This window comes from Lacticaseibacillus kribbianus (assembly GCF_020180945.1).
Taxonomy (GTDB): domain Bacteria; phylum Bacillota; class Bacilli; order Lactobacillales; family Lactobacillaceae; genus Lacticaseibacillus; species Lacticaseibacillus kribbianus.
In genome coordinates, this window is sequence record NZ_JAIPUL010000001.1 from 780,671 (window position 1) to 802,685 (window position 22,015).

Genomic DNA, 22,015 nt, shown 5'->3' on the forward strand with positions numbered 1-22,015 from the left:
CTCGTCAGAGGGGGCAGTGCTTTTTTTTCGCGTCCCGACATCAAAGGAGGACAACTATGAGTTATCAACGACCAAAGGGCACCGCAGACATTCTGCCGGGCCAAAGCGAGCTGTGGCAGCGGGTGGAGGCCCAGGCGCGCGCCGTGCTCGAGCGCTACCGCTACCGCGAGGTGCGCACGCCGCTGTTCGAAAACCAGGAGGTCTTCACGCGCTCGAGCGGTGAGACGTCCGACATCGTGACCAAGGAGATGTACAACTTCGAGGACAAGGGCGGGCGCATGATGGCGCTGCGTCCGGAGGGCACCGCCGGGGTGGTTCGCGCCTACGTCGAAAACAAGCTCTTCGGCCCCGAGTTCGCCAAGCCCTACAAGGTCTACTACATGGGCTCGATGTTTCGCTACGAGCGGCCGCAAAGCGGGCGCCAGCGCGAGTTCCATCAGATTGGCGTCGAGGCCTTCGGGGCCGACAGTCCGGCCCTCGATGCCGAGGTGATCGCCCTGGCGACGGACCTGCTCGCGGCATTCGGCGCCAAGTCGCTGCGCGTGGCGCTGAACAGCCTGGGTGATCCGGAGTCCCGCGCTGCCTACCACCAGGCACTGATTGACTACCTGACGCCCTACAAGGACCAGCTGTCCGAGGACTCCAAGGTGCGCTTGGTCAAAAACCCGCTGCGCGTGCTGGACTCCAAGGACAAGGGCGATCAGGCCATCGTCGCCGACGCGCCGAAAATCCTGGACTACCTGACCCCGAGCGCCCAGGCGCACTTCGACACGGTGAAACAGCTGCTTGAGGACCTGGGCATCGACTACGTGGTCGATGCGGACATGGTGCGCGGGCTGGACTACTACAACCACACGATTTTTGAAGTGATGAGCAACGATCCGGTCTTCGGCGGCGGCTACACCACGATCATCGGCGGCGGGCGCTACAACGGGCTGGTCGAGGAGCTCGGCGGCCCCGAGACCCCGGGCATCGGCTTCGGGATGGGCATCGAGCGCCTGATGCTTCTGATGCAAGATCAGGTCGTGGAGCCGACCCTGCCGGCCTACATCGTGACCATCTCCGACGATGCGGTGGCCCCGGCCACGCGCCTTGCCCACGCGATTCGCCAGCAGGGCTTTGCCGTCGACCTGGATTACCTGGGTCGCAAGACCAAGGCCCAGTTCAAGTCGGCCAACAAGGCCAACGCCCAGCTGGTGATGACGCTGGGTGAAACCGAGCTGGCGGACGGCACCGTTGCAATCAAGAACATGGCCACCGGCACCCAGCAGACGGTGCCGCAGGCCGACATCCTCAAGGACTTCAAGGCAGTCTACGAGGCAATGATGGAGGAAGCAAAATGAGCACGAGAAGTTTATACGCCGGCGACGTCACCGCCGCAAACATCGGCCAGACCGTGACGCTGAAGGGCTGGGTGCAAAAGCGCCGCAGCCTGGGCAACCTGATTTTCGTCGACCTGCGCGACCGCGCGGGCATCGTCCAGCTGGTGTTTTCCCAGGAGTTCGGGACGGATGCCCTGGCCGTGGCCGAGACCATGCGTTCCGAGTACGTGATTGAGGTCACCGGCACGGTGCAAAAGCGCGCTGCGGCCAACCCGAAGATCAAGACCGGCGAGATCGAGGTCGAGATTGCGACCGCCACGATCCTGAACAAGGCCCAGACGCCGCCGTTTGCCATCGAGGACGGGGTCAACGCCGCCGAGGAAACCAAGCTGCGCTACCGCTACCTGGACCTGCGCCGCCCGGAGATGCAGGCGGGGCTGATCACCCGCGCCAAGATCATGCGCGCCGCGCACCACTACTTCGATGACAACGGCTTTTTGGACATTGAGACGCCGACCTTGACCGCCAGCACTCCGGAAGGCGCCCGCGACTACCTGGTGCCGTCCCGTGTCTACCCGGGCAGCTTCTACGCGCTGCCCCAGTCTCCGCAGCTGTTCAAGCAGCTGCTGATGGGCGCCGGGTTCGATCGCTACTACCAGATCACTCGCTGCTACCGCGACGAGGACCTGCGCGGTGACCGCCAGCCGGAGTTCACCCAGATCGACATGGAGACCAGCTTCCTGTCGGCCAAGGAGATCCAAGACATCATGGAGGGCCTGACCGCCCGCATCATGAAGGACGTGATGGGCATCACCGTCAGCCTGCCGTTCGAGCGCATCGAGTGGCAAACGGCGATGGACAAGTACGGCTCGGACAAGCCGGACCTGCGCTTCGGCATGGAAATCCAGGACCTGTCGGCCTTCGTCGCCGACTCGGACTTCAAGGTCTTCCGGTCCGCGCTGGACAACGGCGGCCAGGTGCGCGCCATCGTCGCGCCAGGCGCCGCGGCCGACTACTCGCGCAAAAAGATTGAGTCCCAGCAGGACTACATCAAGCGCTTCGGCGCCAAGGGCCTGGCCTGGCTGAAGGTGACCGATGACGGCATCAGCGGCCCGATCGCCAAGTTCTTCCCGGACGGCGCGGCGCTCACAGCCAAGCTGAACGCCAAGTCCGGTGACCTGATTCTGTTCGTCGCCGATTCTGCCAAGGTCGTGGCCGCAAGCCTCGGCTACCTGCGAACGCACCTCGGCCACGAGCTCGGCCTGATTGACGAGTCCGCCTTCCACTTCTGCTGGATCACCAACTGGCCGCTGTTCGAGTACGACGAGGGGATCGAGCGCTGGGTTTCGGCCCACCACCCGTTCACCATGCCGAACCCGGAGGATGTGGCGCTGCTCGACACCGACCCGCACAAGGCCCACGCCCAAAGCTACGACCTGGTGCTGAACGGCTACGAGCTGGGTTCCGGCTCGATTCGTATCCACGACCGCGAGATTCAGGAAAAAATGCTTCGTGCCCTGGGCTTCACGCCGGAACGCGCCGAAAAGGCGTTCGGCTTCCTGCTTGAGGCTTTGACCTACGGCTTCCCGCCGCACGGTGGCATGGCGATTGGGTTGGACCGGCTGGCGATGCTTCTGGCCGGTCGCGACAACATCCGCGACGTGATTGCCTTCCCGAAGAACAGTAAGGCCTCGGAGCCGATGACCAAGGCACCGACACCGGTTGAGGACGCGCAGTTGGCTGAGCTTGGCATTCAGGTTCGCGCCGGCGTCGACGCCGAGGCTGCCCACGCCGGGGATGAAGAGCTGACAGAGTAACCTGAAAAGGCCGTCTCGTTGACGGCCTTTTGCATATGCCGAAAGGAGATCTGCGCATGATACTTGACGAATTCGATCCTGCGGAGGGGCTTATCACGCCTTGAGCGACCGACTCAGAAACCAGTGAACCGGTTGCGGAAACTTTGATAATGCCGTTCAGCCAAGCGGTGGTATCGGCCGTGAGTCGGGCCGCGACGACCAGGCGAATCGGGACCCTACACAGTCTGTCCGGCGATGTCTCGATATACTGGCACGCCGGGGTGACGGTGGTGCCGGCTGGCCTGGGGGCGCCGGTGGTCATCAGCCGCCTGGAGAAGATGATGGCATTGGGCGTCAAACGGGTAATCCTGTTTGGAACCTGTGGTGTGCTGGATCAGTCGCTTAAGACACATCAGGTCATTGTGCCAACCGCGGCCGTTCGCGATGAGGGCACCAGCTACCATTACGCGCCGGCGAGTTCGGAGATTGCCATGGCACCGACGCGGGTTGCCGAACTGCTCACGGCGCTTGAGGTAGAGGGCATTGACGCGGTCACGGCCAAGACCTGGAGTACCGATGCCTTCTTCCGCGAGACGGCGGCCAAAACCGCCAGACGCAAGGCGGCGGGTTGCCGGGTTGTCGACATGGAGGCGGCGGCCATTGCGGCCTGGGGCGCCTACCGCCGGGTTGCCACCTATCAATTCTTCACTGCCGCCGATCACCTTGATGCGGCTGCCGGACAGTGGCACGAGAGGCGGGCTGAACGTGCCGTGCCTGGTGCGGACTTTTTTGCACTGGCCTTGGCACTGGCCAATCGGCTTAAGTGAAGCTGCACAACTAGATTGTGTACGTGGAACCGATCGTGTATACTGAGCCTGAGGTGATGAACATGGACGACAAGGCAAAGCGCATCGCGGCCCTGACGCCGCTTCAGCGCAGCGTGACCCAGGAAGGCGGCACGGAACGGCCATTCTCTGGGGACTACGACAACTTCGATCAGCCCGGCATCTACGTCGATGTGGTGTCCGGCGAGCCGCTGTTTTCAAGTCTGGACAAGTACGACGCCGGGTGCGGCTGGCCGAGCTTCACCAAGCCGCTGGCCAAGCTGACCAACCGGCGCGACACGCGCTTTGGGATGGAACGCACCGAGGTCCGCAGCGCGGAGGCCGACTCACACCTGGGCCACGTCTTCACGGACGGCCCAACGGCTGCGGGCGGGCTGCGCTACTGCATTAACTCGGCGGCGCTGCGCTTCGTGCCGGCGGCTGAACTTGAGGCGCAGGGGTACGGAGCCTACGCTTCCTTATTCGAGTGACACGCGAAACGGGCTGATTAGCCCGTTTTTTTGCGCTTGACTTTCGGTTGGATATAACTTATATTTTCCTTGCGATGGAAGATATATGTGACGGGAGGGACAGATGGATAATCGTGTGCGGGAGCTTCGCGCGGCGCGCGGGCTGACCCAAAAGGAATTGGCGGAAGCGGTGGGCATTACCCGCCAGACCCTGAGCCTGATCGAGAAAGGGGCGTACAACCCCTCGCTGCGGTTGTGCATCGGGATCTGTCGGCAGCTAGGGCAGACGCTGGATGGCGTCTTTTGGGAGGATCATGATGAAACGGATTAAAGACGAGCGGCTGATTCAGCGGAACCTGAAGAACATCAAGGCGGCCTTTGCGGTGGAGAATCTCTTCATTGCGGCGGTGCTCGGGGTGATGCTGTGGCGTGGCCAGGCGTACGAGGACGTCATCTCGTACCGCCAGCCGCTGTTTGCGGCGCTGATGGTCGGCTGCTACACGGTGCTGATCCTGTCGGTGAACATCAGCACGCCGATGCAGGACGCGCCGCTGCGGTCCTGGCGTTTCCTGGCGGCGATGACCACGGGGACCTGGGTGCTGGCTGGCGGCCTGTTCTTCGTCATCGCCGGTTTCACGCACCCGGTGATCTGCGCCTTGGCCGGGCTGGTGGTCGCCGCGGTGGTCGGCGGCATCAATCTCTACGCCAACCACTTCCGCGACCGGTCTTGATTGCCGATTGCGAGGTGATCGTCACCGGCTGAAGCCGGCGAAGCCGCACCCTTTCTGCGGTTCGCCGCGTGATTTTGGCGGCGCCGCAAATCGCCGGCGTGTTATACTGAGTCTACCGAATAGGAGGATGACTTAGATGCAAGACATTGAACGACTGATTCGCAGACACCAGAACTGGAGCCGGTTTTCCGCGGCGATTTTCTACAGTATCTGCGTGGCCATTGCGCTGAACATGTTCTGGGAGCCGGGTGGCGTCTTCGCCAGCGGCATTACCGGGGCCGCGCAGCTGCTGGCGACGGTCGTGCGGAAGTGGTTCGACCTGCCCGTGTTCGGGATGCGGACCACCGACGTGTTCAGCACCGGGACGCTGCTGTTCCTGCTGAACGTGCCGCTGTTCGTTTTGGCCTGGCGTCAGATCGGGCACCGCTTCACGCTGTTCACCTTCCTTGCGGTCATCTTCTCGACCGTGTCGATTCGGCTGCTCGGCGTCGTGAAGCCCTTGACCACCGACCCAATCGTCTGCGGGATTTTCGGGGCCGTGGTCAACGGGCTGGGCACCGGCTTTGCGCTGCGCAACAACATCTCGACCGGGGGTCTGGACATCATCGGCATCGTCTGGCGGAAGAAAACCGGCACGACGGTGGGCTCGGTCAACATCGCGGTCAACATCGTGATCATTTTCCTGGCCGGCTTCGTCAACGGCTGGCCACACGCGCTGTACTCCGCCTTGGCCATCTTCATCAACGGCAAAGTGATGGACTCGCTGTACACGCGCCAGCAGCGCCTGCAGGTGATGATTGTCACGGAGCAGCAAAAAGCGGTGGTCAACGAGATTCAAAACACGCTGCGCCGCGGCATCACAATCGTCCACGACGCGGAAGGGGCCTTCCGCCACGAGGAGAAGACGATTCTGTTCACCATCATCTCCCGCGCCGAGATGTACGACCTCGAAAAGGCGATGAAGAAGGCGGACCCATACGCCTTCGTGTCCATCACCGAGTCGGTGAAGATTATGGGGCACTTCTACGAGCCCAAGACGGACTGAGTCAAGGAGGCACACGATGGTTGATCCGGAGCTTCAACAATTTGCCACACGCTGGCAGACCCTGCTGAAGGGCGACAGCGTGCCGCCGGTGGCGCTTGACAAGGAGGCGGCGAAGTTCGGCTTTCATGCCGACTTGTTCGACTCCCTGAAGCAGGCGTTACAGGCCCTGCCGGAACTGGCGGACGTTGCGGCCTGGCAGGGACTTCTGGCTGGGCTGGACGCCCCCTGGGCGATTGGCAACGGGCTTTGCACCGTGTGGCAGCGGGCGACCAGCCGCCCCGGGACCGCGCCGACCGAGTCGGAGCGGACGTGGCTTTTGGCCGCGCTTGGCCGGCTCGAGGCGCTGGCCAAGCCGCTGGGGCGCCTGGCGACGCTTCGGCTGACCTCAAGCCTCGACGGGTACCATGCGCCGGTGGCGGCAGATGAGGTCATGAACCAGGTGCTGACGCTCAACGCAGACGGGACGATCCGACTCGATTCGATTCAAGGCGGCGGGACCACCGCAACCGAGCACTTGGTTGTGGCGCCGCGCCGCCTGCGCACGGCTTTGGCCGCAGCCGCGACGTTCTTTGAGCGCTACCAGCAGGTGCCGGAGAGCGACTGCGACACGTGGCAGGCCGTGATCACGACGGAGGACGGGCGCCGGCTCGGCTACGACGGGGCAATGGGCGACGATCCGGCCGCCATCGACCTGGCCGAGGCAATCCGCGCGGCGGTTCCGCACGCGCACCTGTGGCTTTTCGACCACGATCCCGACCGACTGACGCGGCTGGTGATTGATTACCGCGAGGAGCCGGCGGTGCTGGAGAAACTCGTGGTCGACGCGGCCAACGGGGTGATCAGCCTGACACACCGCGATGCGACGACGCGCAGTAAGCAGTCGCTTCAGGTCGCAGGCGTCGGCCAGCTGCTCGACCGCATCGCGCACACCGCATTTTTCACCACCACCTACCACCGGCCGCTGCCCGGCAAGCTGCACGCGACCGGGCGCTTCCGCTACCGCGGGGTCAAGAAGGTGGCGGGGACGCTGACGTTGGACACCCAACCGCTGGGCTGGACCGCGGTGGCGACGCTTTTGCGTGCTTTTTTGGCCGCGCACGACGCCGTGACACTGGATCCGCGCGTCTACGGCCGGCACGCCAAGAAGCCGGGCGACTACCTGTACGCGCAGGTGATGTTCCACCACGAGGGCGAAGGTTACAGCTACCGCACCACCGACGAGCGGCTGGCGGTCGGCGACCGGGTGCTGGTGCCGGTCAACAACACGACGACCATCGGCACGATTGTGGCGATGGACTACTTCGACTGGCAGCACGTCCCGTACCCGCTGGATCGGACCCGCTTCATCATCGAAAAGGCGACGGACGAGTGGGCGCCGGCCAAGGCGGGTCACGATTTTCCAATCATGCTGAACGACGCGACGATTGAGATCTCCTACGGTGGACCCGCCGATGAGGACGAAACGGAGGATGACGATGACGAGTGAGCTTTTGTTCGGCGCGAACGTTTCAATGAAGGCCCCGAAGATGTTCCCAGGGGCCGTCGCCGAGGCCCAAGGCTACGGGGCAACCACGCTGCAGTTTTACACCGGTGCGCCGCAGAACACGCGCCGCAAGCCAACCAGCGAGATGCGAATTCCAGAGGGCCTGGCCGCGATGCAGGCGGCGGGGCTGTCGCACCTGGTGATTCACGCGCCTTACATCGTGAACTTAGGCAACACGACCAAGCCGGACAGCTTCGACTTCGCGGTGCAGTTCATGCAGGCCGAGATTCAGCGCGCCGACGCGCTGCACGCCTACGCGATGCCGTTTCACCCCGGTGCTCACGTCGGGGCCGGTGCGGCGGCGGGTATCGCCCAGATCGCCGCGGGATTGAACCGCATCCTCCAACCCGACCAGCATGTGCTGGTCGCCCTTGAGACCATGGCCGGGAAGGGCACGGAGGTCGGTCGGCGCTTTGAGGAGCTTGCGGAGATTCTCGACCGCGTGCAAAACAACGACAAGCTGGCCATCACGATGGATACCTGCCACATGAGCGACGCCGGCTACTCCGTGCGTGACGACTTTGACGGCGTGCTCAACGAGTTCGACCACGTCATCGGCCTTGACCGGTTGGCGGTGGTGCACGTCAACGACTCCAAGAATCCGCAGGGGGCCCACAAGGACCGCCACGCCAACATCGGGGCGGGCTATCTGGGGTTTGACTGCCTCAACGCCATCGCGCATCACCCGCAGCTGACCGCGGTGCCCAAGATTCTCGAGACCCCGTACGTCGGCACCGACAAGAAGCGTATGCACGCACCGTACGGGGTGGAGCTTGGCTGGCTGCGCAGCGGCCGCTACGAGCCGGCGGCGCTTACGGCGCTGGCCGAAGAATAGCGCCGCTTGATGAGCCAAACAAAGCCCGCGCTGCGGCTGCAGCGCGGGCTTTGTTTTCCTGTCATCAGTGCTTGGCGGCGTCGTCGAAGGCGTCAAGCCCCATCCGCTCGAGAATCAGCATCGCGGTTTCCTCGATGGAGCGGCGTGCGGTGTTGATCACCATGCAGCCGAGCTTCTCGTAGAGGTCTGCGGCGAACTTCAGCTCCGCGTCGACCTGGCTGCGGGCGGAGTAGGCGGTGTCCGGGTTCAGCCCGTATGCGATCATGCGCTCGCGGCGAAACTCCATCAGGACCGAGGCGTCGGTGGTCAGGCCCACGATTTTCTTCGGGTCGACCTTGTAGATCTCGGCGGGGATGTGGGCGTTGGGCACCAGCGGCAGGTTGGCGACCTTGAGATTGCGGTTGGCCAAAAACAGCGAGAGCGGGGTCTTGCTGGTGCGCGACACGCCGAGCAGGACGATGTCGGCCTCGAGGAAGCCCTTGGGGTCCTTGCCGTCGTCGTACAGCACGGCAAACTCCATGGCCGAGATGCGGTCGAAGTACTTCTCGTTGAGGTCGTGAACCGCCCCGGCCACGCCGCTCGGGGTGGCGCCGGTCAGGTCGGAGACGGCGTCCACCATCGGGGTCATCACGTCGATGAAGGGCACGCCGATTTGCTTGGCGTAGGTCTTGCCGAGCTTGGCGAGCCCCGGGGTGACCAGGGTCGCAATCACGACGCCGTTGTCGGCCTTGGCGGCGTCAAGCGTCGTCATCAGCTTGGGCTCGGTGTGGGTGAAGGGAAAACGTAGGTAGTGGGCGGCCTGCGCTTCGAACTGGGCGGCCACGGCCTGGGCCAGCTTCAGACCGGTTTCGCCAATGGAATCCGAGATGATGTAGTAGTTCGTTTCTTGCGGCATGTCGTTCCTCCGAATGGGCAAGGGGCGCCCGAGATGTTGGTGATAGCGCTATTTTAGCATATCCGGCGCCGGTTTGGCGCGGTTGCGACGGATTAACCCGAATTTTGCTTAAAGCGGCAAATTTTTTGCCGAGATTCGCCAGAAACTGGGAATGCCGTATTGACGCGTTTTTTCAAGTCCGATATAATGGTCAAGAACTGTTGGCAATGATATCTGTCGGTGGTTACACAGTGTCGGAGGGAGGGATATCATATGGCAAAGACGGTCGTTAAGAAAAACGAATCTCTCGATGATGCTCTTCGGCGCTTCAAGCGCACCGTATCCAAGTCAGGTACATTGGCCGAATACCGCAAGCGTGAATTCTACGAAAAGCCAAGCGTTAAGAAGAAGCTGAAGTCAGAAGCAGCTCGCAAGCGCAAGAAGTTCTAATCAGCATCACCGGCCGGGGCTCTCGCCTCGGCTTTTTTGTGTCCAGCGTGCAGCGGCGCGCCCTTGGCGGGACGGGTAGCCTCGCTTGGCGGTTGAGCGCACGATGCCTCGAGCCGGCGGGCGTCGCTCACGGCTTCCGCGCTGCGCCGCAAAGCCCGACGATGCGCTAGGGCGCGGCGCCGGCACCGATGTTTCGGCCGCACCGCCGCAAAACTGCTATACTGGACACGAGACTAACCATGAAGGGGTAATGAATATGTCAATGATGGATCAGCTGAACACGCAGATGAAAGACGCGATGAAGGCCAAGGACAAGCCGACGCTGAGCACCGTCCGGATGCTCAAGGCCGCGCTTCAAAACAAGCAGATTGCCAAGGGTGAGGCCCTGACTACGGCCGACGAAACCGCGGTGATGGCCACGGAGCTCAAGCAGCGCAAGGACAGCCTCGCCGAGTTCGCCGCGGCCGGGCGCGATGACTTGGTCACCCCGCTTGAGGCGGAGATCAAGATCGTCGAGGCCTACCTGCCCAAGCAGCTGGACGAGGCCGCAGTGGCCGGCGTCGTGGACGAGGTGATTGCGCAGGTCGGCGCCACCGGCAAGGGCGACTTCGGCAAGGTGATGAAGGTCCTGATGCCGCGGCTCAAGGGCCAGGCCGATGGCGCACTGGTCAACAAGCTGGTGAAGGCAAAGCTGGGCTAGGCAAAACCGCATCAGGGATGAAGCAGGCAGCTGCCTGCTTTTTTCGTCTCGTCACGCGCAAAGAGCGGGCGCGTTTATGATAGAATGGAAGCAGACTAGGGCATTGGAGGCCACGTGTTGGCAGAAGACAGGACAGAAAAACTCATCACCCTTGCAGACCCGGATCAGGCGATTCAGCTGGCGGGAATCAACGACCAGAACTTCAAGCTCATCGAGGAGGGGCTTGAGGTGCTGATTGCCCCGTTCGGCCAGGAGCTGCGCATCTCGGGCAGCGCGCAGCAGGCCAGCCTCGCCTTTCAGCTGATCGGCCAGCTGCTGCGCCTGCTGAATTCCGGCATCCGCGTCGCGCCGCAGGACGTGGTGTCCGCCATCAACATGGCCAAGCGCGGGACGCTGGAGTACTTCGCCGACATGTACGCGGAGACTTTGATCAAGGACGCCAAGGGCGCCCCGATTCGAGTCAAAAACTTCGGCCAGCGCCAGTACATCCAGTCCATCCGCCGCAACGACATCACCTTCGGCATCGGCCCGGCCGGCACCGGCAAGACCTACCTGGCCGTGGTGATGGCCGTCGCCGCGCTGAAGGCCGGCGAGGTCGAGCGTCTGATCCTGACCCGGCCGGCGGTTGAGGCCGGCGAGAGTCTGGGCTTTTTGCCCGGCGACCTGAAGGAAAAGGTCGACCCGTACCTGCGGCCAATCTACGACGCGCTGCACGCGGTGCTGGGCACCGAGCACACGAACCGGCTGCTGGACCGCGGCGTGATTGAGATTGCGCCGCTGGCCTACATGCGCGGCCGCACGCTGGACAATGCCTTTGCCATCCTCGACGAGGCGCAGAACACGACGCGGATGCAGATGAAGATGTTTCTGACCCGGTTGGGTTTTGGCTCCAAGATGATCGTCAACGGCGACGTGACCCAGATCGACCTGCCGAACCACCAGGTCAGCGGGCTGATTGAGGCCCAGCGCATTCTGCAAGACATCGACCACATCGGCTTTGCCACCTTCGCCGCAAGCGACGTCGTGCGGCACCCCGTGGTGGCCAAGATCATTGAGGCGTACGGCACGAACGAATCGAACGGGCGCTGACCAACGGCGCGCGTCACGAAACAGGAGGCAGGCACATGGACGATCGCAAGCGGGGGATTCGGCAGCTCGGCACCGGGCTGATCATTGTGGTGTTCGCCGTGGTGAGCTTTCTGATGCTCGTCTGGCAGGTGCTGCCCCAGCCCTTGAGTATCAAGGTGAACTCGGTGGCGACCCAGACCATCATCGCGACGCAGACGGTGCAGGACGTCCAGCGCACCAAGGAGGCCAAGACTGCGGCGAAGAACGCGGTCACGCCGGTCTACGCCTTTGACAACACCGTCGCCGGCAAGCAGCAGGATGCCCTGACCCGCCTCAAGAAGGCGGTGGCCGCGACGGTGACGGCCGAGACGGCCAAGGCCCAGGACAAAAAGGGGACCTACAAGGCCCCGAGCGCCAAGGCACTGCGTGAGGCCTTCCGCGACACCTACGCCAAGGCGGACTACCCGTACTTCTACCAGTTCAAGGACAGCTTTTACACGAAGCTGTTCGACCTGACCGCCTCCAGCCGCACCGCGGTGTTCACCGCGGCGGCCGGCGTCGTCAGCACCCAGATGGCCAGCAGGCTGAACCCAGACACCGTGGCCGCGGCGGTCCAAAACGCGAAGACGACGCTTCGGCTGACCAGCCTGAGCAAGTCGGCGCGCGCCTTGGCCGGTACGCTGGCCGAGCAGACCATCGTGCCCAACGAGCTGATCGACGCGACCCAGACTAAGGCCAAGAAGGCGGCGGCCGCAGCGGCCGTCAGCCCGGTGCTGATCATGCAGGGGCAGGTCATCGTGCAGGCGGGTCACCTCGTTGACGCCACCACGATGCACCAGCTGGCGGTGCTCGGGCTGACCAAGCAGCGCAAACCGCTGGCGCTAATCGGCCTGATCCTGCTTGAAGTGGTCCAGGTCGCCACGCTGTGGGGGCTGCTGCGGCTCTACCCGCCACGCGAGCGGGCCAAGAACGCGGGGCTTTACGCCGGCGTGATGCTGTTCATGCTTGCCGTGATGGCCGGGCTGCGCTTCGTGGCGACCACCGGCCAGCTGAACCTGACGCTGCTGCTGCCCGCCGCCTTTGCGCCGCTTCTGCTGCGCACCTTCATCGGCCGGCGCTTTGCGCTGTTGGCCGCCCTGATGCAGACACTGTTTGCCTACTACGCGTTCTACTCGACCACCGGCTACATTTTCACCGGCGGGACCGCGGTGGTGTACCTGGTCACCGGCGTTTTGGCCGTAATGATCTCGCGGGTGCGCCTCAACGATGCGCTGGGGCCCGTCGCCTTTTGGGTGCTGGGGGTCAACGGCGTCGTGAACCTCAGCCTGCTGTTGATGCAGGGCGCGGACTTCGCGCGCGCCTCCACCTGGCAGACCGTGGGCTACACGCTGATCGGGCTGGTGCTCGGGTACGTGCTGGCCATCGGCGTCACGCCTTACCTTGAGATGCTGTGGCGAGACGACGCAATTTTCAAGCTCAACAAGCTGTCCAACCCCAACGACCCGCTGCTTAAACAACTGCTGGAGGAGGCGCCGGGGACCTACCACCACAGCATGATGGTCGCCAACCTCGCGGCCAACGCCGTGGCCGCGGTCGGCGGCCGCCAGATGCTGACGCGGGTCGCCTGCTACTACCACGACGTCGGCAAGCTGACGCGGCCGCTGTACTTCACGGAGAACATGCCGGCGGGCTACGAGAGCCCGCACCACGCGCTGACGCCGCAGGAATCGGCGGCAATCATCTTCGCCCACGTGTCCGACGGCGTCGCGATGCTCCAAAAGCGCCACATGCCGCAGTTCATCATCGACGTCTGCGCGCAGCACCACGGCACCACGCTGATGAAGTACTTCTACATCACGGCCAAAAACGCGGACCCGAGCACCAAGGAATCGGCCTTCCGTTACCCCGGCCCCAAGCCCCAGACGCTTGAGGCCGCAGTGGTCAACATCGCCGACACCTGCGAGGCCGCGGTGCGCTCGATGAAGCACCCGACGCCGGACGGCATCGCGACGTTCGTGCACAACATCATCAACGAACGCGTGGTCGACGGCCAGTTCGCGGAGGCGCCGATCAGCATGGCGCAGTTCGCGGTGGTGGAGCAATCCTTGGTCAACGGCCTGGCCAGCACCTTTTACAACCGCATTGAGTACCCGAAACTGAAGAACGAAGACGAAGGAGACCAGACACATGGATCTAGAACTGATTGACGACGACAAGCGGCTGAACGCCGCGCACACCAAGCTGGTGGAGGAGCTTGTGAGCTTTGCGGGCCAGCAGCTGGAGCTGGCGGACAACACGGAGATGGCGATCACCATCGTGTCCGATGAGGAGATCAACCGCATCAACCGCGAGTACCGGCAGACCGACCGGGTGACGGATGTCATCAGCTTCGCCATCGAGGAGGGCGACGAGGAGCTGGTCGGCTTCGACGACATTCCCCGCAACATCGGGGACCTGTTCATCGACCCCGACCAGGTGGCGCGCCAGGCCGTCGATTATGAGCACTCCTTTGAGCGTGAGCTGGGCTACACCGTGGTCCACGGCTTCCTGCACCTCAACGGGTACGACCACATCAAGCCGGAGGACGAGGCGGTCATGATCCCGCTGCAAGAAAAGATCCTGACTGACTATGGCCTCACCCGATGAGCGCACGCAAAAAAACCACCACTGGGTGAGCTCGGCCAAGCACGCCTGGCACGGGCTGAGCGAGACCTTCCGCCACGAGGGCAACTTCCGGCGCGAGGCCGGCTTCGCGCTGGTCGTTTTGGCCTGCGCCGCGATTTTTCGCGTCAGCCGCTTCGACTGGTTCGTGCTGATTCTGGCGATCCTGCTGGTGTTTCTCGCCGAGCTCTGGAACACGGTGATCGAGGCCGTGGTCGACCTGGTGGTCAACGAGCAGTTCGACCTGCGCGCCAAGCGGATTAAGGATATGTCCGCCGGGGCGGTGCTGGTCGCCGCGCTGATCGCGGTGATCTGCGGGGCCTACGTGTTCCTGCCCGTTTTGTGGCGGCTCATTGCGGCCCGATGACAAGGAGGCAACATGACTGATCTGATTGAAGCCGCCCGCGCGCAGCGCGAGCGGGCCTACGTGCCGTACTCCCACTTCAAGGTGGGGGCTGCGGTGCTGGCAGGGGGCCGGGTGTTCACCGGCGCCAACATCGAAAACGCGAGCTACGGATTGGCCATGTGCGCCGAGCGCAACGCGCTGTTCGCCGCCGTCGCGGCCGGCTGCACCCAAGTCGACGCCATCGCCGTCATCGGCGACACCGCGGGGCCGATTTCACCCTGCGGCGCCTGCCGCCAGGTGATGGCCGAGTTCATGGCGCCAGGTGCCGCGGTGACCCTTGCCAATCTGCACGGCGCAACCACTCACACCACCGTCGCCGCGCTTTTGCCCGGCGCATTCCTGAAAGGAGATCTGAACGCTTGACTCATCACTCTGGCTTCGTTGCCATCATCGGCCGCCCCAACGTCGGCAAGTCCACCTTCATGAACCGCATCCTGGGGGAGAAAATCGCCATCATGTCCCCCAAGGCGCAGACCACGCGCAACAAGATCAACGGCATCTACACCGAACCGGACGCGCAGGTCGTCTTCGTCGACACGCCCGGCATCCACAAGCCGAAAAACGCCCTGGACGATTACATGGACACGGCGGCGCTGTCGACGTTGAACCAAGTCGACGCCGTCTTGTTCATGGTGGCCGCAGACGAGAAGAAGGGCCCGGGCGACCAGTACATCCTGGATCAGCTGGCGCACGTCCACGTGCCGGTGTACCTGATCGTCAACAAGATCGACCTGGTGCACCCGGACGACCTGCTGCCGTTCATCGCCAGCTTCAAGGAGAGCCACGACTTCAAGGCGGTCTACCCGATTTCGGCCACCGAGGGGAACAACGTGGACGAGCTGCTGCATGATTTGACCCAGGCCCTGCCTGAAGGGCCGCAGTACTACCCGGACGATCAGCTGACCGACCACCCCGAGTACTTCGTCGTCGGCGAGCTGATCCGCGAGCAGATCCTGCACCTGACCCACGACGAGATTCCGCACTCCGTGGCCGTGCAGGTCGAGCGAATGAAGGACCGCAGCGAAACCGGTAAGCTTCAGATTGAGGCCTACATCATCGTCGAGCGCGACGGGCAAAAAGCCATCGTGATCGGCAAGGGTGGGGCGATGCTCAAGCAGATCGGCACCCGCTCGCGCCGCGAGATCGAGGGGCTGCTCGGCGAGCGCGTCAACCTGAAGCTGTGGGTGCGCGTCCAAAAGAACTGGCGCGACAACAACGCCTACCTCAAGAGCCTGGGCTACAACAAGAAGGACTTGAGGTAATGTCCCGCGAGCTGGCCGAATTCGAAGGCCTGGTGCTCGCGCGCCACAACTACCGCGAGTCCGACATGCTGGTCAAGCTGATGACCGACCGCTTCGGCAAGAAAATGTTCATGTTCAACCGAGCGCGCAAGCCCGGCTTCAAGATGACGGCCGGCATCCTGCCGTTCACGCAGGGCACGTACGTCGGCACCATCAACCAGGACGGCCTGTCGTTCATGAGCACGGTTAAGGACGCGCACCAGTTCCAGACCATCGCCCAGGACATCGCGCTCAACGCCTACGCGACCTACGTGCTGGCGCTGATCGACCAGGCCTTCGCGGACGGCGAGCCGCTGGGGCGCTGGTACGATTTTGCGGCGACGGCGCTTGGCCTGATCGACGCCGGGCTCGATGCCAGCGTGATCACCAACATCGCCGAGGTGCAGCTTCTGGGGGCGTTTGGCGTGCAGCCGGAGTGGCGGGGGTGCGTGCTCGACGGTCGCACCGACCTGCCGCTGGATTTTTCCGAGCGCTACGGCGGGCTGCTGTGCCAGGCGCACTGGGACCTCGACGCCTACCGTTTCCGCGTGCAGCCCAAGGCCTTGTACCTGCTGCGGCGCTTCTCGGTCGTGGACCTCGCGCAGCTGCACACGATTACCGTCAGCCCGGCGACCAAGGCGGAGCTGCGCCGGGTGCTGGACCGCATCTATGCGGACATGGTCGGGGTCGTGCCCAAGGCCAAGCGCTTCCTAGATCAGATGCCCAAGTGGCAGGACCAGCTGCCACCCAGGGAGGAAAACTAACGCCAAACAGCGCCTCGACTGTGGTCGGGGCGCTGTTTGGCGTTCCGGTCAGGTCAGCGGCGGCTGGCGGGTGACGCGGGTCTTGATGCGCGCGAGGTTGCGCTGGTAGTCGCGGGCGTAAAGAATCGCGAACAGCGTGTCCAGGACGTACTCGAAGGCCGCCTGCGAGGCGAAGGTGCCGACCTTCATCAGGTCGTACTCCGGCTGGGCGCACACCAGCGTCTGGGTGGCGGCATCGCGGCCCGCGCTGCCGGCGTTGCCGGTGATCAGAAGCGTCGGCACGCCGCAGTTCGCCAGCACCTGAAGGGTGCGCAGCTGCGAGGGAATTGCGCCGCTGTAGCTGATAAAAATCGCGAGGTCCGAAGGGGTCAGGCTGGCCACGGCCCAGGACTCGTCCTGGTAGGCCCCGGCCAGCACGGCGAACTTGTTCAGCTTCGTCATCTCGTTTTGAAAGCTACGCGCGCGAATCTGTGAGTCGCCGACCGCAAACAAAAACAGCCGCGACGCGCGCTGAATTCGGTCGGCGGCGGCACTCAGCTGCGCGGCGTCCAGCTGCGCGAGGGTTCGCCGCACGGTCGCGGTGGTCAGGTCCGCCAGGTTCTGGGCGATGGTCAGCGCGGAGTCGCCGGTGCGGAAGGGAAAATTCGCGTCGACCGGGCGCATGGCGAGCAGCCGCTGCAGGTTCTCCGCGGCGATCGCCTTGCGCAGCGGCACGAAGCCGGCAAAGCCCAGCTTCTTGGCCAGGCGCACGACGGCGGAGTGCGAGGCGAAGGTCTTGGCGGCGAGCTGCTGGATGGTCAGCTCGGTCGCGGCCTCCGGCTGGGCGGCGATGTAATCGGCGATGCGGCGCTCGGTGGCGGTCAGATCGGCGCCTTGCGCCAGTTGGGTGAAGCGCGTCATGGCAATCAGCTCCTTTGTATCTACTGTACCCGCCGTGAACATTTTGTTCAATGATTACCGCGCATTCCGGCAGGCCCTTGAACATTGCGGCCAGTCTGGTGGCGCTTCATTGGCGCGACGCGTTCGGCGTGTTACGCTGATGATGAACACATAGAATGGAGGGTTTTGCATGGCTCAATTACCTGATGATTTCCTGTGGGGCGGCGCCGTCGCGGCGCACCAGCTTGAGGGCGCCTGGCAGGCCGGCGGCAAGGGCGTGTCCATCGCCGACGTGATGACCGCCGGTGCCAACGGGGTGCCCCGCGAGATCACGGCCGGGGTGCTGCCGGGGAAGAACTACCCGAACCACACCGCCATCGATTTTTATCACCACTACAAAGAAGACATCGCGCTGTTTGCCGAGATGGGCTTCAAGGCCTTTCGCACCTCGATCGCCTGGACGCGCATCTTCCCCAACGGCGACGAGGCGGAGCCCAACGAGGCCGGACTCAAGTTCTACGACGACCTGTTCGCCGAGTGCCACAAGTACGGCATCGAGCCGGTCATCACCCTGTCGCACTTCGAGATGCCGTACCACCTGGTGGCGGCGTACGGCGGCTGGCGCGACCGGCGGCTGATCGACCTGTTCGTGCGGTTTGCGTCGGTCTGCTTCAAGCGCTACAAGGACTCGGTCAAATACTGGATGACCTTCAACGAGATCAACAACCAGTGCAGCTACCAAAACGAGTTCGCGGTCGCGACCAATTCGGGCCTGCTCTTCCCGGCGGACACGCCGCTTAAGGACAAGGAGGCCGCGATGTACCAGGCCAGCCACTACGAGCTGGTCGCCTCGGCCAAGGCGGTTGCCATCGGCCACGCCATCAACCCGGACTTCCAGATCGGCTGCATGGTCAACTTCACGCCGCAGTACCCGGCAAGCGCCAAGCCGGAGGATGTGCTGATGGCGGACAAGGCGATGCAAAAACGCTTCTGGTGGAGCGACGTGCACGTGTTCGGCGCGTACCCGGCGTACATGGAGGCATTTTTCGCCCGCACCGGCATGCGGCCTGACATCACCGCGGAAGACCGCGCGGCACTCGCGGCGGGCAAGGTCGATTACGTCGGCTTCTCGTACTACGCGTCCGGCGCCGTGGCCTACGCCGCTTCCAACCCGCACTACGACTTCAACGGCGAGAACGCGGCCGTGGCCAACCCGAACCTCAAGACCTCCGACTGGGGCTGGCCGATCGACCCGGTCGGCCTGCGCTACAGTTTGAACTGGCTCAGCGAGCGCTACCGGGTGCCGCTGATGATTGTCGAGAACGGCTTTGGCGCCTACGACAAGGTCGAGGCGGACGGGTCGATTCACGACCCGTACCGCATCGCGTACCTCAAGGCGCACATCGAGCAGATGATCGCGGCGGTGGTGGAGGACGGCGTGCCGCTTCTGGGCTACATGCCCTGGGGCTGCATCGACCTCGTGTCCGCCGGCACCGGGCAGATGGACAAGCGCTACGGATTCATCTACGTCGACAAGAACGACGCGGGTGTCGGCACCCTGGCGCGCAGCCGCAAGGACTCCTTCACCTGGTACCAGCGGGTGATTGCAAGCAATGGCGCGGACCTCGGGTGAGAGTTGCACCGCGAGATGGAAAGGCGTGGCGGAAGCCGCGTCTTTTTTCTGCCGTTGGTCAAGTTCTGCCCTCGGTGTTTTGGCACCGGTCACCGCTTCGCAGTGGCGAAGCACGTCAGAGCCGCGCCAAAAGTTGTGCCAACCGCGGTTGCGTGCTATATTGGAGCCACTCAAAAGTGGAAATCAGGTGTGTCCATGTTACCCATCATTGCTGTGGTTGCTGACGCCTTGCCAGGCACCGCGCCGGCCCTGAACCAGCGTTATGCCCCGTACGCGCCGGCGCCTTTGACCGCCGCGCTTCAGGCCGCCGGCGGGTTGCCCATCATCCTGCCGGTGCCGAAAGACCCCGAGCAAGCGGCCGTCCTTGCCACCGCCTACGCTTCAACCTTCGCCGGGCTGATTCTGCCCGGCGGTCCCGACGTTGCCCCGGGGCGCTACGGCGAGGAGCCGCTTGCGGCCTGCGGGGCGGCCGACCCGGCCCGCGACGCCTTCGAACTTGCGCTGGTTGCGGCTGCGCAGGCGGCGCACCGGCCGGTTTTGGCCATCTGCCGCGGGCTTCAGGTCTACAACGTCGCGCTCGGGGGCACCCTGTACCAGGATTTGCCAACCCAAGATCCCGACTACCGGCTGCGACACCGCCAGTCATCCGATGAGGCGGCGCCGAGCCACCGTGTGGCCATCGCGGCGGGTAGCCGCACCGCCGGGCTCGTCGGGACGGACTGCCTGGTCAACTCGCGCCATCACTAGGCGGTGCGCCGCCTTGCCAACGGGCTGGTCCTCACCGCACGGGCGGCCGACGGCGTGATCGAGGGGGCCGAGTCCGAGGACGGGTCGGCCTTCGTCGGGGTGCAGTGGCACCCCGAGAACCTGTGGCGCCAGGATCCGACGCAGCTGGCCCTGTTCACCGACCTGGTCGAACGGGCGGAGGCGGCTCGATGAGGCGGGCGTGGGGGGTAGTCGTGCTGGGGCTCTTGGGCCTTGCGGGCTGCGCCAAGCCGGCAACGCTGAGCCTTCAGCAGCCGACGCGCGCCAACGGTGGCGCGCAGGTGCTGGTGGCCGGCCGCGCCACCAAGCAATCGCGGGTCGCTTACACCGCAGGCACCGCCAAGGGCCACGCCGAGGTGTCCGGCGGCCGCTTTCGCATCACGCTGCCGCTGTCGCTGACCGCGCGCACGGTGCGGGTGACCGCCGGCGCGCTGCACAAAAGCGTTCGGGTGCCGGCCGCTACGGCCATCGGTCCTTACGCATCGGTCGCCGCAGCCTACAACGACACGCTGTGGGAGACGCTGCTGAGCCAAGGCGAGCGCGCGCAGCTCACGGCGCTGAACAAGCAGGCCAAGACCATCGCTAAGGCCAGCGTGGCCAAGCAAAAGGCCTTCCTGAAGGCCCAAAAGGCGGCCAACGCCGTCGTGGCCGAGGCGAAAAAGACTGCGGCCGAAAAGCAACTGCCAAAGGTCCTGACCGGCACGGCAATCCTGACGAAGACGGCTGGTGGCCGAGTCGAGGCGACGGGCGCCGCCGGTCAGCTGCTGGCTTTGTCAGATCGGGTGTCGCTGACCACGCTGGCCACCAGCATGGGCAACCAGGCGTTCGGCCGTCAACTCGGCCTTTTGACCGCGGCGCTTGGCGCCAAGTCGGCCGACGTCAGCGCCGGGCTGAGCGCGGCCGACCAGAGCCGTCAGGCGAACACCGCACCCAAGGCCATCACCAGCAACGGGGTGACCTTCAACTTCACCTACTCGGCCAAGACCCTGACCGTGACGGCCACGCGCGGGCAGTGAGGTGGCTTGTCCTTTGGCCGCTAACGTTGTACAATGGCACAAATGAATCGGACAGGAGGTATTTTTGTGGCAAAGCATAAACGCTCCCGCGCTAGGACCTGGACCGTGCGCATCCTGCTGACGCTCGGCCTGCTGCTGGGCCTGGCGATGGTGTTCAACGAGCAGATCAAGATGTTCGTGGTCAAGGAGATGTCGCAGTCGGCCATCAAGTCGGTGTCGCGCAAGTCCATCGAGCAGAACCAGAAGAAAAAGGCCAACTTCGACTTCGATAGCGTGGACGCGCTCGACCTGCAGACGGTCGCCAGTGCGACCATGGCCAGCAAGGACTCCATCGGCCTGATGGCGTACCCGGCGGTCAAGCTGAAGCTGCCGATCCTGAAGGGGCTGGACAACGACAACATGTCCGTCGGTGCCGCCACCATGAAGGCCAACGACGTCATGGGCAAGGGGAACTACGCCCTGGCCGGCCACGACATCACCTGGAACGGCCTCCTGTTTTCGGCACTCGACTACGCCAAGAAGGGCGACAAGATCTACCTGACCGACCTCAAGCACGTGTTCGAGTACCGCGTCACCAAGAAGGTGCTGGTCGACATGTCTGAGGTTCAGTGGGTCGACGACGTGCCGGGCAAGAAGCTGATCACCTTGGTCACGTGTGAGCTCGCCACCAAGAGCCGCCACGACCGCGTGATTGTGCGCGGTGAATTCGTCAAGAAGACTAAGATCACCAAGGACAAGCTCAAGATGTTCGAGGCATGACAAAAAACCGGCAGCCGCCGGTTTTTTTGTGCCGGAGCGAAGTGTGGCGCACTGTGCCCACCGGCTAGCGTGAGGCCGGCAATTGGGCCGGACGTTGGCCCGAGTGATGGGCTTAGCTGGACGAGTGGGGTTGCCCCGCGCAGCTCGGCGATGGACCGGAGCGACCCGCGGGGGCTTGGCCAGACGATCAGCCG

23 protein-coding genes and 1 pseudogene are annotated in these 22,015 nt (G+C 63.9%); 22 read left to right on the forward strand and 2 right to left on the reverse strand.

Annotated features, from left to right (window positions below; translation table 11 throughout):
• The first annotated feature begins 56 nt into the window (after window positions 1-56).
• The 9 genes from hisS to LE416_RS03745 all read left to right on the forward strand — a co-directional run bounded on the left by hisS (window position 57) and on the right by LE416_RS03745 (window position 8,566).
• Entirely contained in the window at window positions 57-1,343 is a 1,287-nt protein-coding gene (hisS, locus tag LE416_RS03705; RefSeq protein ID WP_225047139.1) for a histidine--tRNA ligase, read from the forward strand.
• The gene (gene aspS / locus LE416_RS03710) at window positions 1,340-3,139 is read left to right on the forward strand and encodes an aspartate--tRNA ligase (protein ID WP_225047140.1); all 1,800 of its coding nucleotides are present in this window, start codon (window positions 1,340-1,342) and stop codon (window positions 3,137-3,139) included. The genes hisS and aspS overlap by 4 nt, the downstream gene beginning before the upstream one ends.
• 149 nt (window positions 3,140-3,288) lie before the next feature.
• Window positions 3,289-3,945 carry a phosphorylase family protein gene (locus LE416_RS03715; protein ID WP_225047141.1) on the forward strand — a complete coding sequence of 219 codons (657 nt, stop codon included), beginning with the start codon at window positions 3,289-3,291 and terminating at the stop codon, window positions 3,943-3,945.
• 62 nt (window positions 3,946-4,007) lie between these two features.
• Window positions 4,008-4,433 (forward strand): peptide-methionine (R)-S-oxide reductase MsrB, encoded by a 426-nt coding sequence (msrB, locus tag LE416_RS03720; protein ID WP_225047142.1) that lies wholly within the window; start codon window positions 4,008-4,010, stop codon window positions 4,431-4,433.
• Window positions 4,434-4,536: 103 nt separating this feature from the next.
• Window positions 4,537-4,743 (forward strand): helix-turn-helix transcriptional regulator, encoded by a 207-nt coding sequence (locus tag LE416_RS03725; protein ID WP_225047143.1) that lies wholly within the window; start codon window positions 4,537-4,539, stop codon window positions 4,741-4,743.
• A complete protein-coding gene (locus tag LE416_RS03730; protein ID WP_225047144.1) occupies window positions 4,730-5,143 on the forward strand; it encodes a hypothetical protein in 414 nt (137 codons plus the stop codon). Before LE416_RS03725 ends, LE416_RS03730 begins: the two co-directional genes overlap by 14 nt.
• A 136-nt stretch (window positions 5,144-5,279) precedes the next feature.
• A complete protein-coding gene (locus tag LE416_RS03735; protein WP_225047145.1) occupies window positions 5,280-6,188 on the forward strand; it encodes a YitT family protein in 909 nt (302 codons plus the stop codon).
• A 16-nt stretch (window positions 6,189-6,204) separates the two neighbouring features.
• The gene (locus tag LE416_RS03740; RefSeq protein WP_225047146.1) at window positions 6,205-7,674 is read left to right on the forward strand and encodes a hypothetical protein; all 1,470 of its coding nucleotides are present in this window, start codon (window positions 6,205-6,207) and stop codon (window positions 7,672-7,674) included.
• Window positions 7,664-8,566, forward strand: coding sequence for a deoxyribonuclease IV (locus tag LE416_RS03745; RefSeq protein WP_225047835.1), 903 nt, complete (start codon window positions 7,664-7,666; stop codon window positions 8,564-8,566). Before LE416_RS03740 ends, LE416_RS03745 begins: the two co-directional genes overlap by 11 nt.
• Before the next feature lie 64 nt (window positions 8,567-8,630).
• Here the strand turns inward: LE416_RS03745 and LE416_RS03750 are convergent, their stop codons facing one another.
• Complete coding sequence (locus tag LE416_RS03750; protein ID WP_225047147.1) at window positions 8,631-9,461, reverse strand: pyruvate, water dikinase regulatory protein; 831 nt, start codon at window positions 9,459-9,461, stop codon at window positions 8,631-8,633.
• A 252-nt stretch (window positions 9,462-9,713) separates the two neighbouring features.
• Here LE416_RS03750 and rpsU point away from each other — a divergent pair, with 252 nt between their 5' ends.
• The 9 genes from rpsU to recO all read left to right on the forward strand — a co-directional run bounded on the left by rpsU (window position 9,714) and on the right by recO (window position 16,769).
• Window positions 9,714-9,890 (forward strand): 30S ribosomal protein S21, encoded by a 177-nt coding sequence (gene rpsU / locus LE416_RS03755; protein WP_225047148.1) that lies wholly within the window; start codon window positions 9,714-9,716, stop codon window positions 9,888-9,890.
• Between the two features lie 256 nt (window positions 9,891-10,146).
• Entirely contained in the window at window positions 10,147-10,590 is a 444-nt protein-coding gene (locus tag LE416_RS03760; RefSeq protein ID WP_225047149.1) for a GatB/YqeY domain-containing protein, read from the forward strand.
• Window positions 10,591-10,707: 117 nt separating this feature from the next.
• On the forward strand, window positions 10,708-11,679 hold the full coding sequence (locus LE416_RS03765; RefSeq protein WP_225047150.1) for a PhoH family protein: 972 nt from the start codon (window positions 10,708-10,710) through the stop codon (window positions 11,677-11,679).
• Between the two features lie 35 nt (window positions 11,680-11,714).
• A complete protein-coding gene (locus LE416_RS03770; RefSeq protein WP_225047151.1) occupies window positions 11,715-13,865 on the forward strand; it encodes an HD family phosphohydrolase in 2,151 nt (716 codons plus the stop codon).
• Window positions 13,846-14,304 carry an rRNA maturation RNase YbeY gene (gene ybeY, locus LE416_RS03775; protein WP_225047152.1) on the forward strand — a complete coding sequence of 153 codons (459 nt, stop codon included), beginning with the start codon at window positions 13,846-13,848 and terminating at the stop codon, window positions 14,302-14,304. The genes LE416_RS03770 and ybeY overlap by 20 nt, the downstream gene beginning before the upstream one ends.
• Entirely contained in the window at window positions 14,288-14,686 is a 399-nt protein-coding gene (locus tag LE416_RS03780; protein ID WP_225047153.1) for a diacylglycerol kinase family protein, read from the forward strand. Before ybeY ends, LE416_RS03780 begins: the two co-directional genes overlap by 17 nt.
• 12 nt (window positions 14,687-14,698) lie before the next feature.
• The gene (locus LE416_RS03785; protein WP_225047154.1) at window positions 14,699-15,088 is read left to right on the forward strand and encodes a cytidine deaminase; all 390 of its coding nucleotides are present in this window, start codon (window positions 14,699-14,701) and stop codon (window positions 15,086-15,088) included.
• Window positions 15,085-15,987 (forward strand): GTPase Era, encoded by a 903-nt coding sequence (era, locus tag LE416_RS03790; RefSeq protein WP_225047155.1) that lies wholly within the window; start codon window positions 15,085-15,087, stop codon window positions 15,985-15,987. The genes LE416_RS03785 and era overlap by 4 nt, the downstream gene beginning before the upstream one ends.
• Window positions 15,987-16,769, forward strand: a complete 783-nt coding sequence (gene recO, locus LE416_RS03795; protein ID WP_225047156.1) for a DNA repair protein RecO — start codon at window positions 15,987-15,989, stop codon at window positions 16,767-16,769. Before era ends, recO begins: the two co-directional genes overlap by 1 nt.
• Window positions 16,770-16,817: 48 nt before the next feature.
• Here recO and LE416_RS03800 read toward each other — a convergent pair whose 3' ends face one another.
• Window positions 16,818-17,669, reverse strand: coding sequence for a MurR/RpiR family transcriptional regulator (locus LE416_RS03800; protein ID WP_225047157.1), 852 nt, complete (start codon window positions 17,667-17,669; stop codon window positions 16,818-16,820).
• A gap of 169 nt (window positions 17,670-17,838) precedes the next feature.
• Between LE416_RS03800 and LE416_RS03805 the strand changes: the two genes are divergently transcribed.
• The 4 genes and pseudogenes from LE416_RS03805 (at window position 17,839) to LE416_RS03820 (ending at window position 21,821) form a co-directional block, all read left to right on the forward strand.
• Entirely contained in the window at window positions 17,839-19,281 is a 1,443-nt protein-coding gene (locus LE416_RS03805) for a 6-phospho-beta-glucosidase (RefSeq protein ID WP_225047158.1), read from the forward strand.
• 195 nt (window positions 19,282-19,476) lie between these two features.
• Window positions 19,477-20,220: pseudogene (locus LE416_RS03810) on the forward strand (gamma-glutamyl-gamma-aminobutyrate hydrolase family protein).
• On the forward strand, window positions 20,217-21,062 hold the full coding sequence (locus tag LE416_RS03815; RefSeq protein ID WP_225047159.1) for a hypothetical protein: 846 nt from the start codon (window positions 20,217-20,219) through the stop codon (window positions 21,060-21,062). The pseudogene LE416_RS03810 and the gene LE416_RS03815 overlap by 4 nt, the downstream one beginning before the upstream one ends.
• 66 nt (window positions 21,063-21,128) lie before the next feature.
• Window positions 21,129-21,821 (forward strand): class A sortase, encoded by a 693-nt coding sequence (locus tag LE416_RS03820; protein WP_225047160.1) that lies wholly within the window; start codon window positions 21,129-21,131, stop codon window positions 21,819-21,821.
• The last annotated feature ends 194 nt before the right edge of the window (window positions 21,822-22,015 follow it).

What these genes read in the sequence shown, in the direction of transcription:
- hisS (WP_225047139.1), top strand. Translation starts at nt 57, where the DNA reads ATGAGTTATCAACGACCAAAGGGCACCGCAGACATTCTGCCGGGCCAA.
- aspS (WP_225047140.1), top strand. Translation starts at nt 1,340, where the DNA reads ATGAGCACGAGAAGTTTATACGCCGGCGACGTCACCGCCGCAAACATC.
- LE416_RS03715 (WP_225047141.1), top strand. Translation starts at nt 3,289, where the DNA reads ATGCCGTTCAGCCAAGCGGTGGTATCGGCCGTGAGTCGGGCCGCGACG.
- msrB (WP_225047142.1), top strand. Translation starts at nt 4,008, where the DNA reads ATGGACGACAAGGCAAAGCGCATCGCGGCCCTGACGCCGCTTCAGCGC.
- LE416_RS03725 (WP_225047143.1), top strand. Translation starts at nt 4,537, where the DNA reads ATGGATAATCGTGTGCGGGAGCTTCGCGCGGCGCGCGGGCTGACCCAA.
- LE416_RS03730 (WP_225047144.1), top strand. Translation starts at nt 4,730, where the DNA reads ATGAAACGGATTAAAGACGAGCGGCTGATTCAGCGGAACCTGAAGAAC.
- LE416_RS03735 (WP_225047145.1), top strand. Translation starts at nt 5,280, where the DNA reads ATGCAAGACATTGAACGACTGATTCGCAGACACCAGAACTGGAGCCGG.
- LE416_RS03740 (WP_225047146.1), top strand. Translation starts at nt 6,205, where the DNA reads ATGGTTGATCCGGAGCTTCAACAATTTGCCACACGCTGGCAGACCCTG.
- LE416_RS03745 (WP_225047835.1), top strand. Translation starts at nt 7,664, where the DNA reads ATGACGAGTGAGCTTTTGTTCGGCGCGAACGTTTCAATGAAGGCCCCG.
- LE416_RS03750 (WP_225047147.1), bottom strand. Translation starts at nt 9,461, where the DNA reads ATGCCGCAAGAAACGAACTACTACATCATCTCGGATTCCATTGGCGAA.
- rpsU (WP_225047148.1), top strand. Translation starts at nt 9,714, where the DNA reads ATGGCAAAGACGGTCGTTAAGAAAAACGAATCTCTCGATGATGCTCTT.
- LE416_RS03760 (WP_225047149.1), top strand. Translation starts at nt 10,147, where the DNA reads ATGTCAATGATGGATCAGCTGAACACGCAGATGAAAGACGCGATGAAG.
- LE416_RS03770 (WP_225047151.1), top strand. Translation starts at nt 11,715, where the DNA reads ATGGACGATCGCAAGCGGGGGATTCGGCAGCTCGGCACCGGGCTGATC.
- ybeY (WP_225047152.1), top strand. Translation starts at nt 13,846, where the DNA reads ATGGATCTAGAACTGATTGACGACGACAAGCGGCTGAACGCCGCGCAC.
- LE416_RS03780 (WP_225047153.1), top strand. Translation starts at nt 14,288, where the DNA reads ATGGCCTCACCCGATGAGCGCACGCAAAAAAACCACCACTGGGTGAGC.
- LE416_RS03785 (WP_225047154.1), top strand. Translation starts at nt 14,699, where the DNA reads ATGACTGATCTGATTGAAGCCGCCCGCGCGCAGCGCGAGCGGGCCTAC.
- recO (WP_225047156.1), top strand. Translation starts at nt 15,987, where the DNA reads ATGTCCCGCGAGCTGGCCGAATTCGAAGGCCTGGTGCTCGCGCGCCAC.
- LE416_RS03800 (WP_225047157.1), bottom strand. Translation starts at nt 17,669, where the DNA reads ATGACGCGCTTCACCCAACTGGCGCAAGGCGCCGATCTGACCGCCACC.
- LE416_RS03805 (WP_225047158.1), top strand. Translation starts at nt 17,839, where the DNA reads ATGGCTCAATTACCTGATGATTTCCTGTGGGGCGGCGCCGTCGCGGCG.
- LE416_RS03815 (WP_225047159.1), top strand. Translation starts at nt 20,217, where the DNA reads ATGAGGCGGGCGTGGGGGGTAGTCGTGCTGGGGCTCTTGGGCCTTGCG.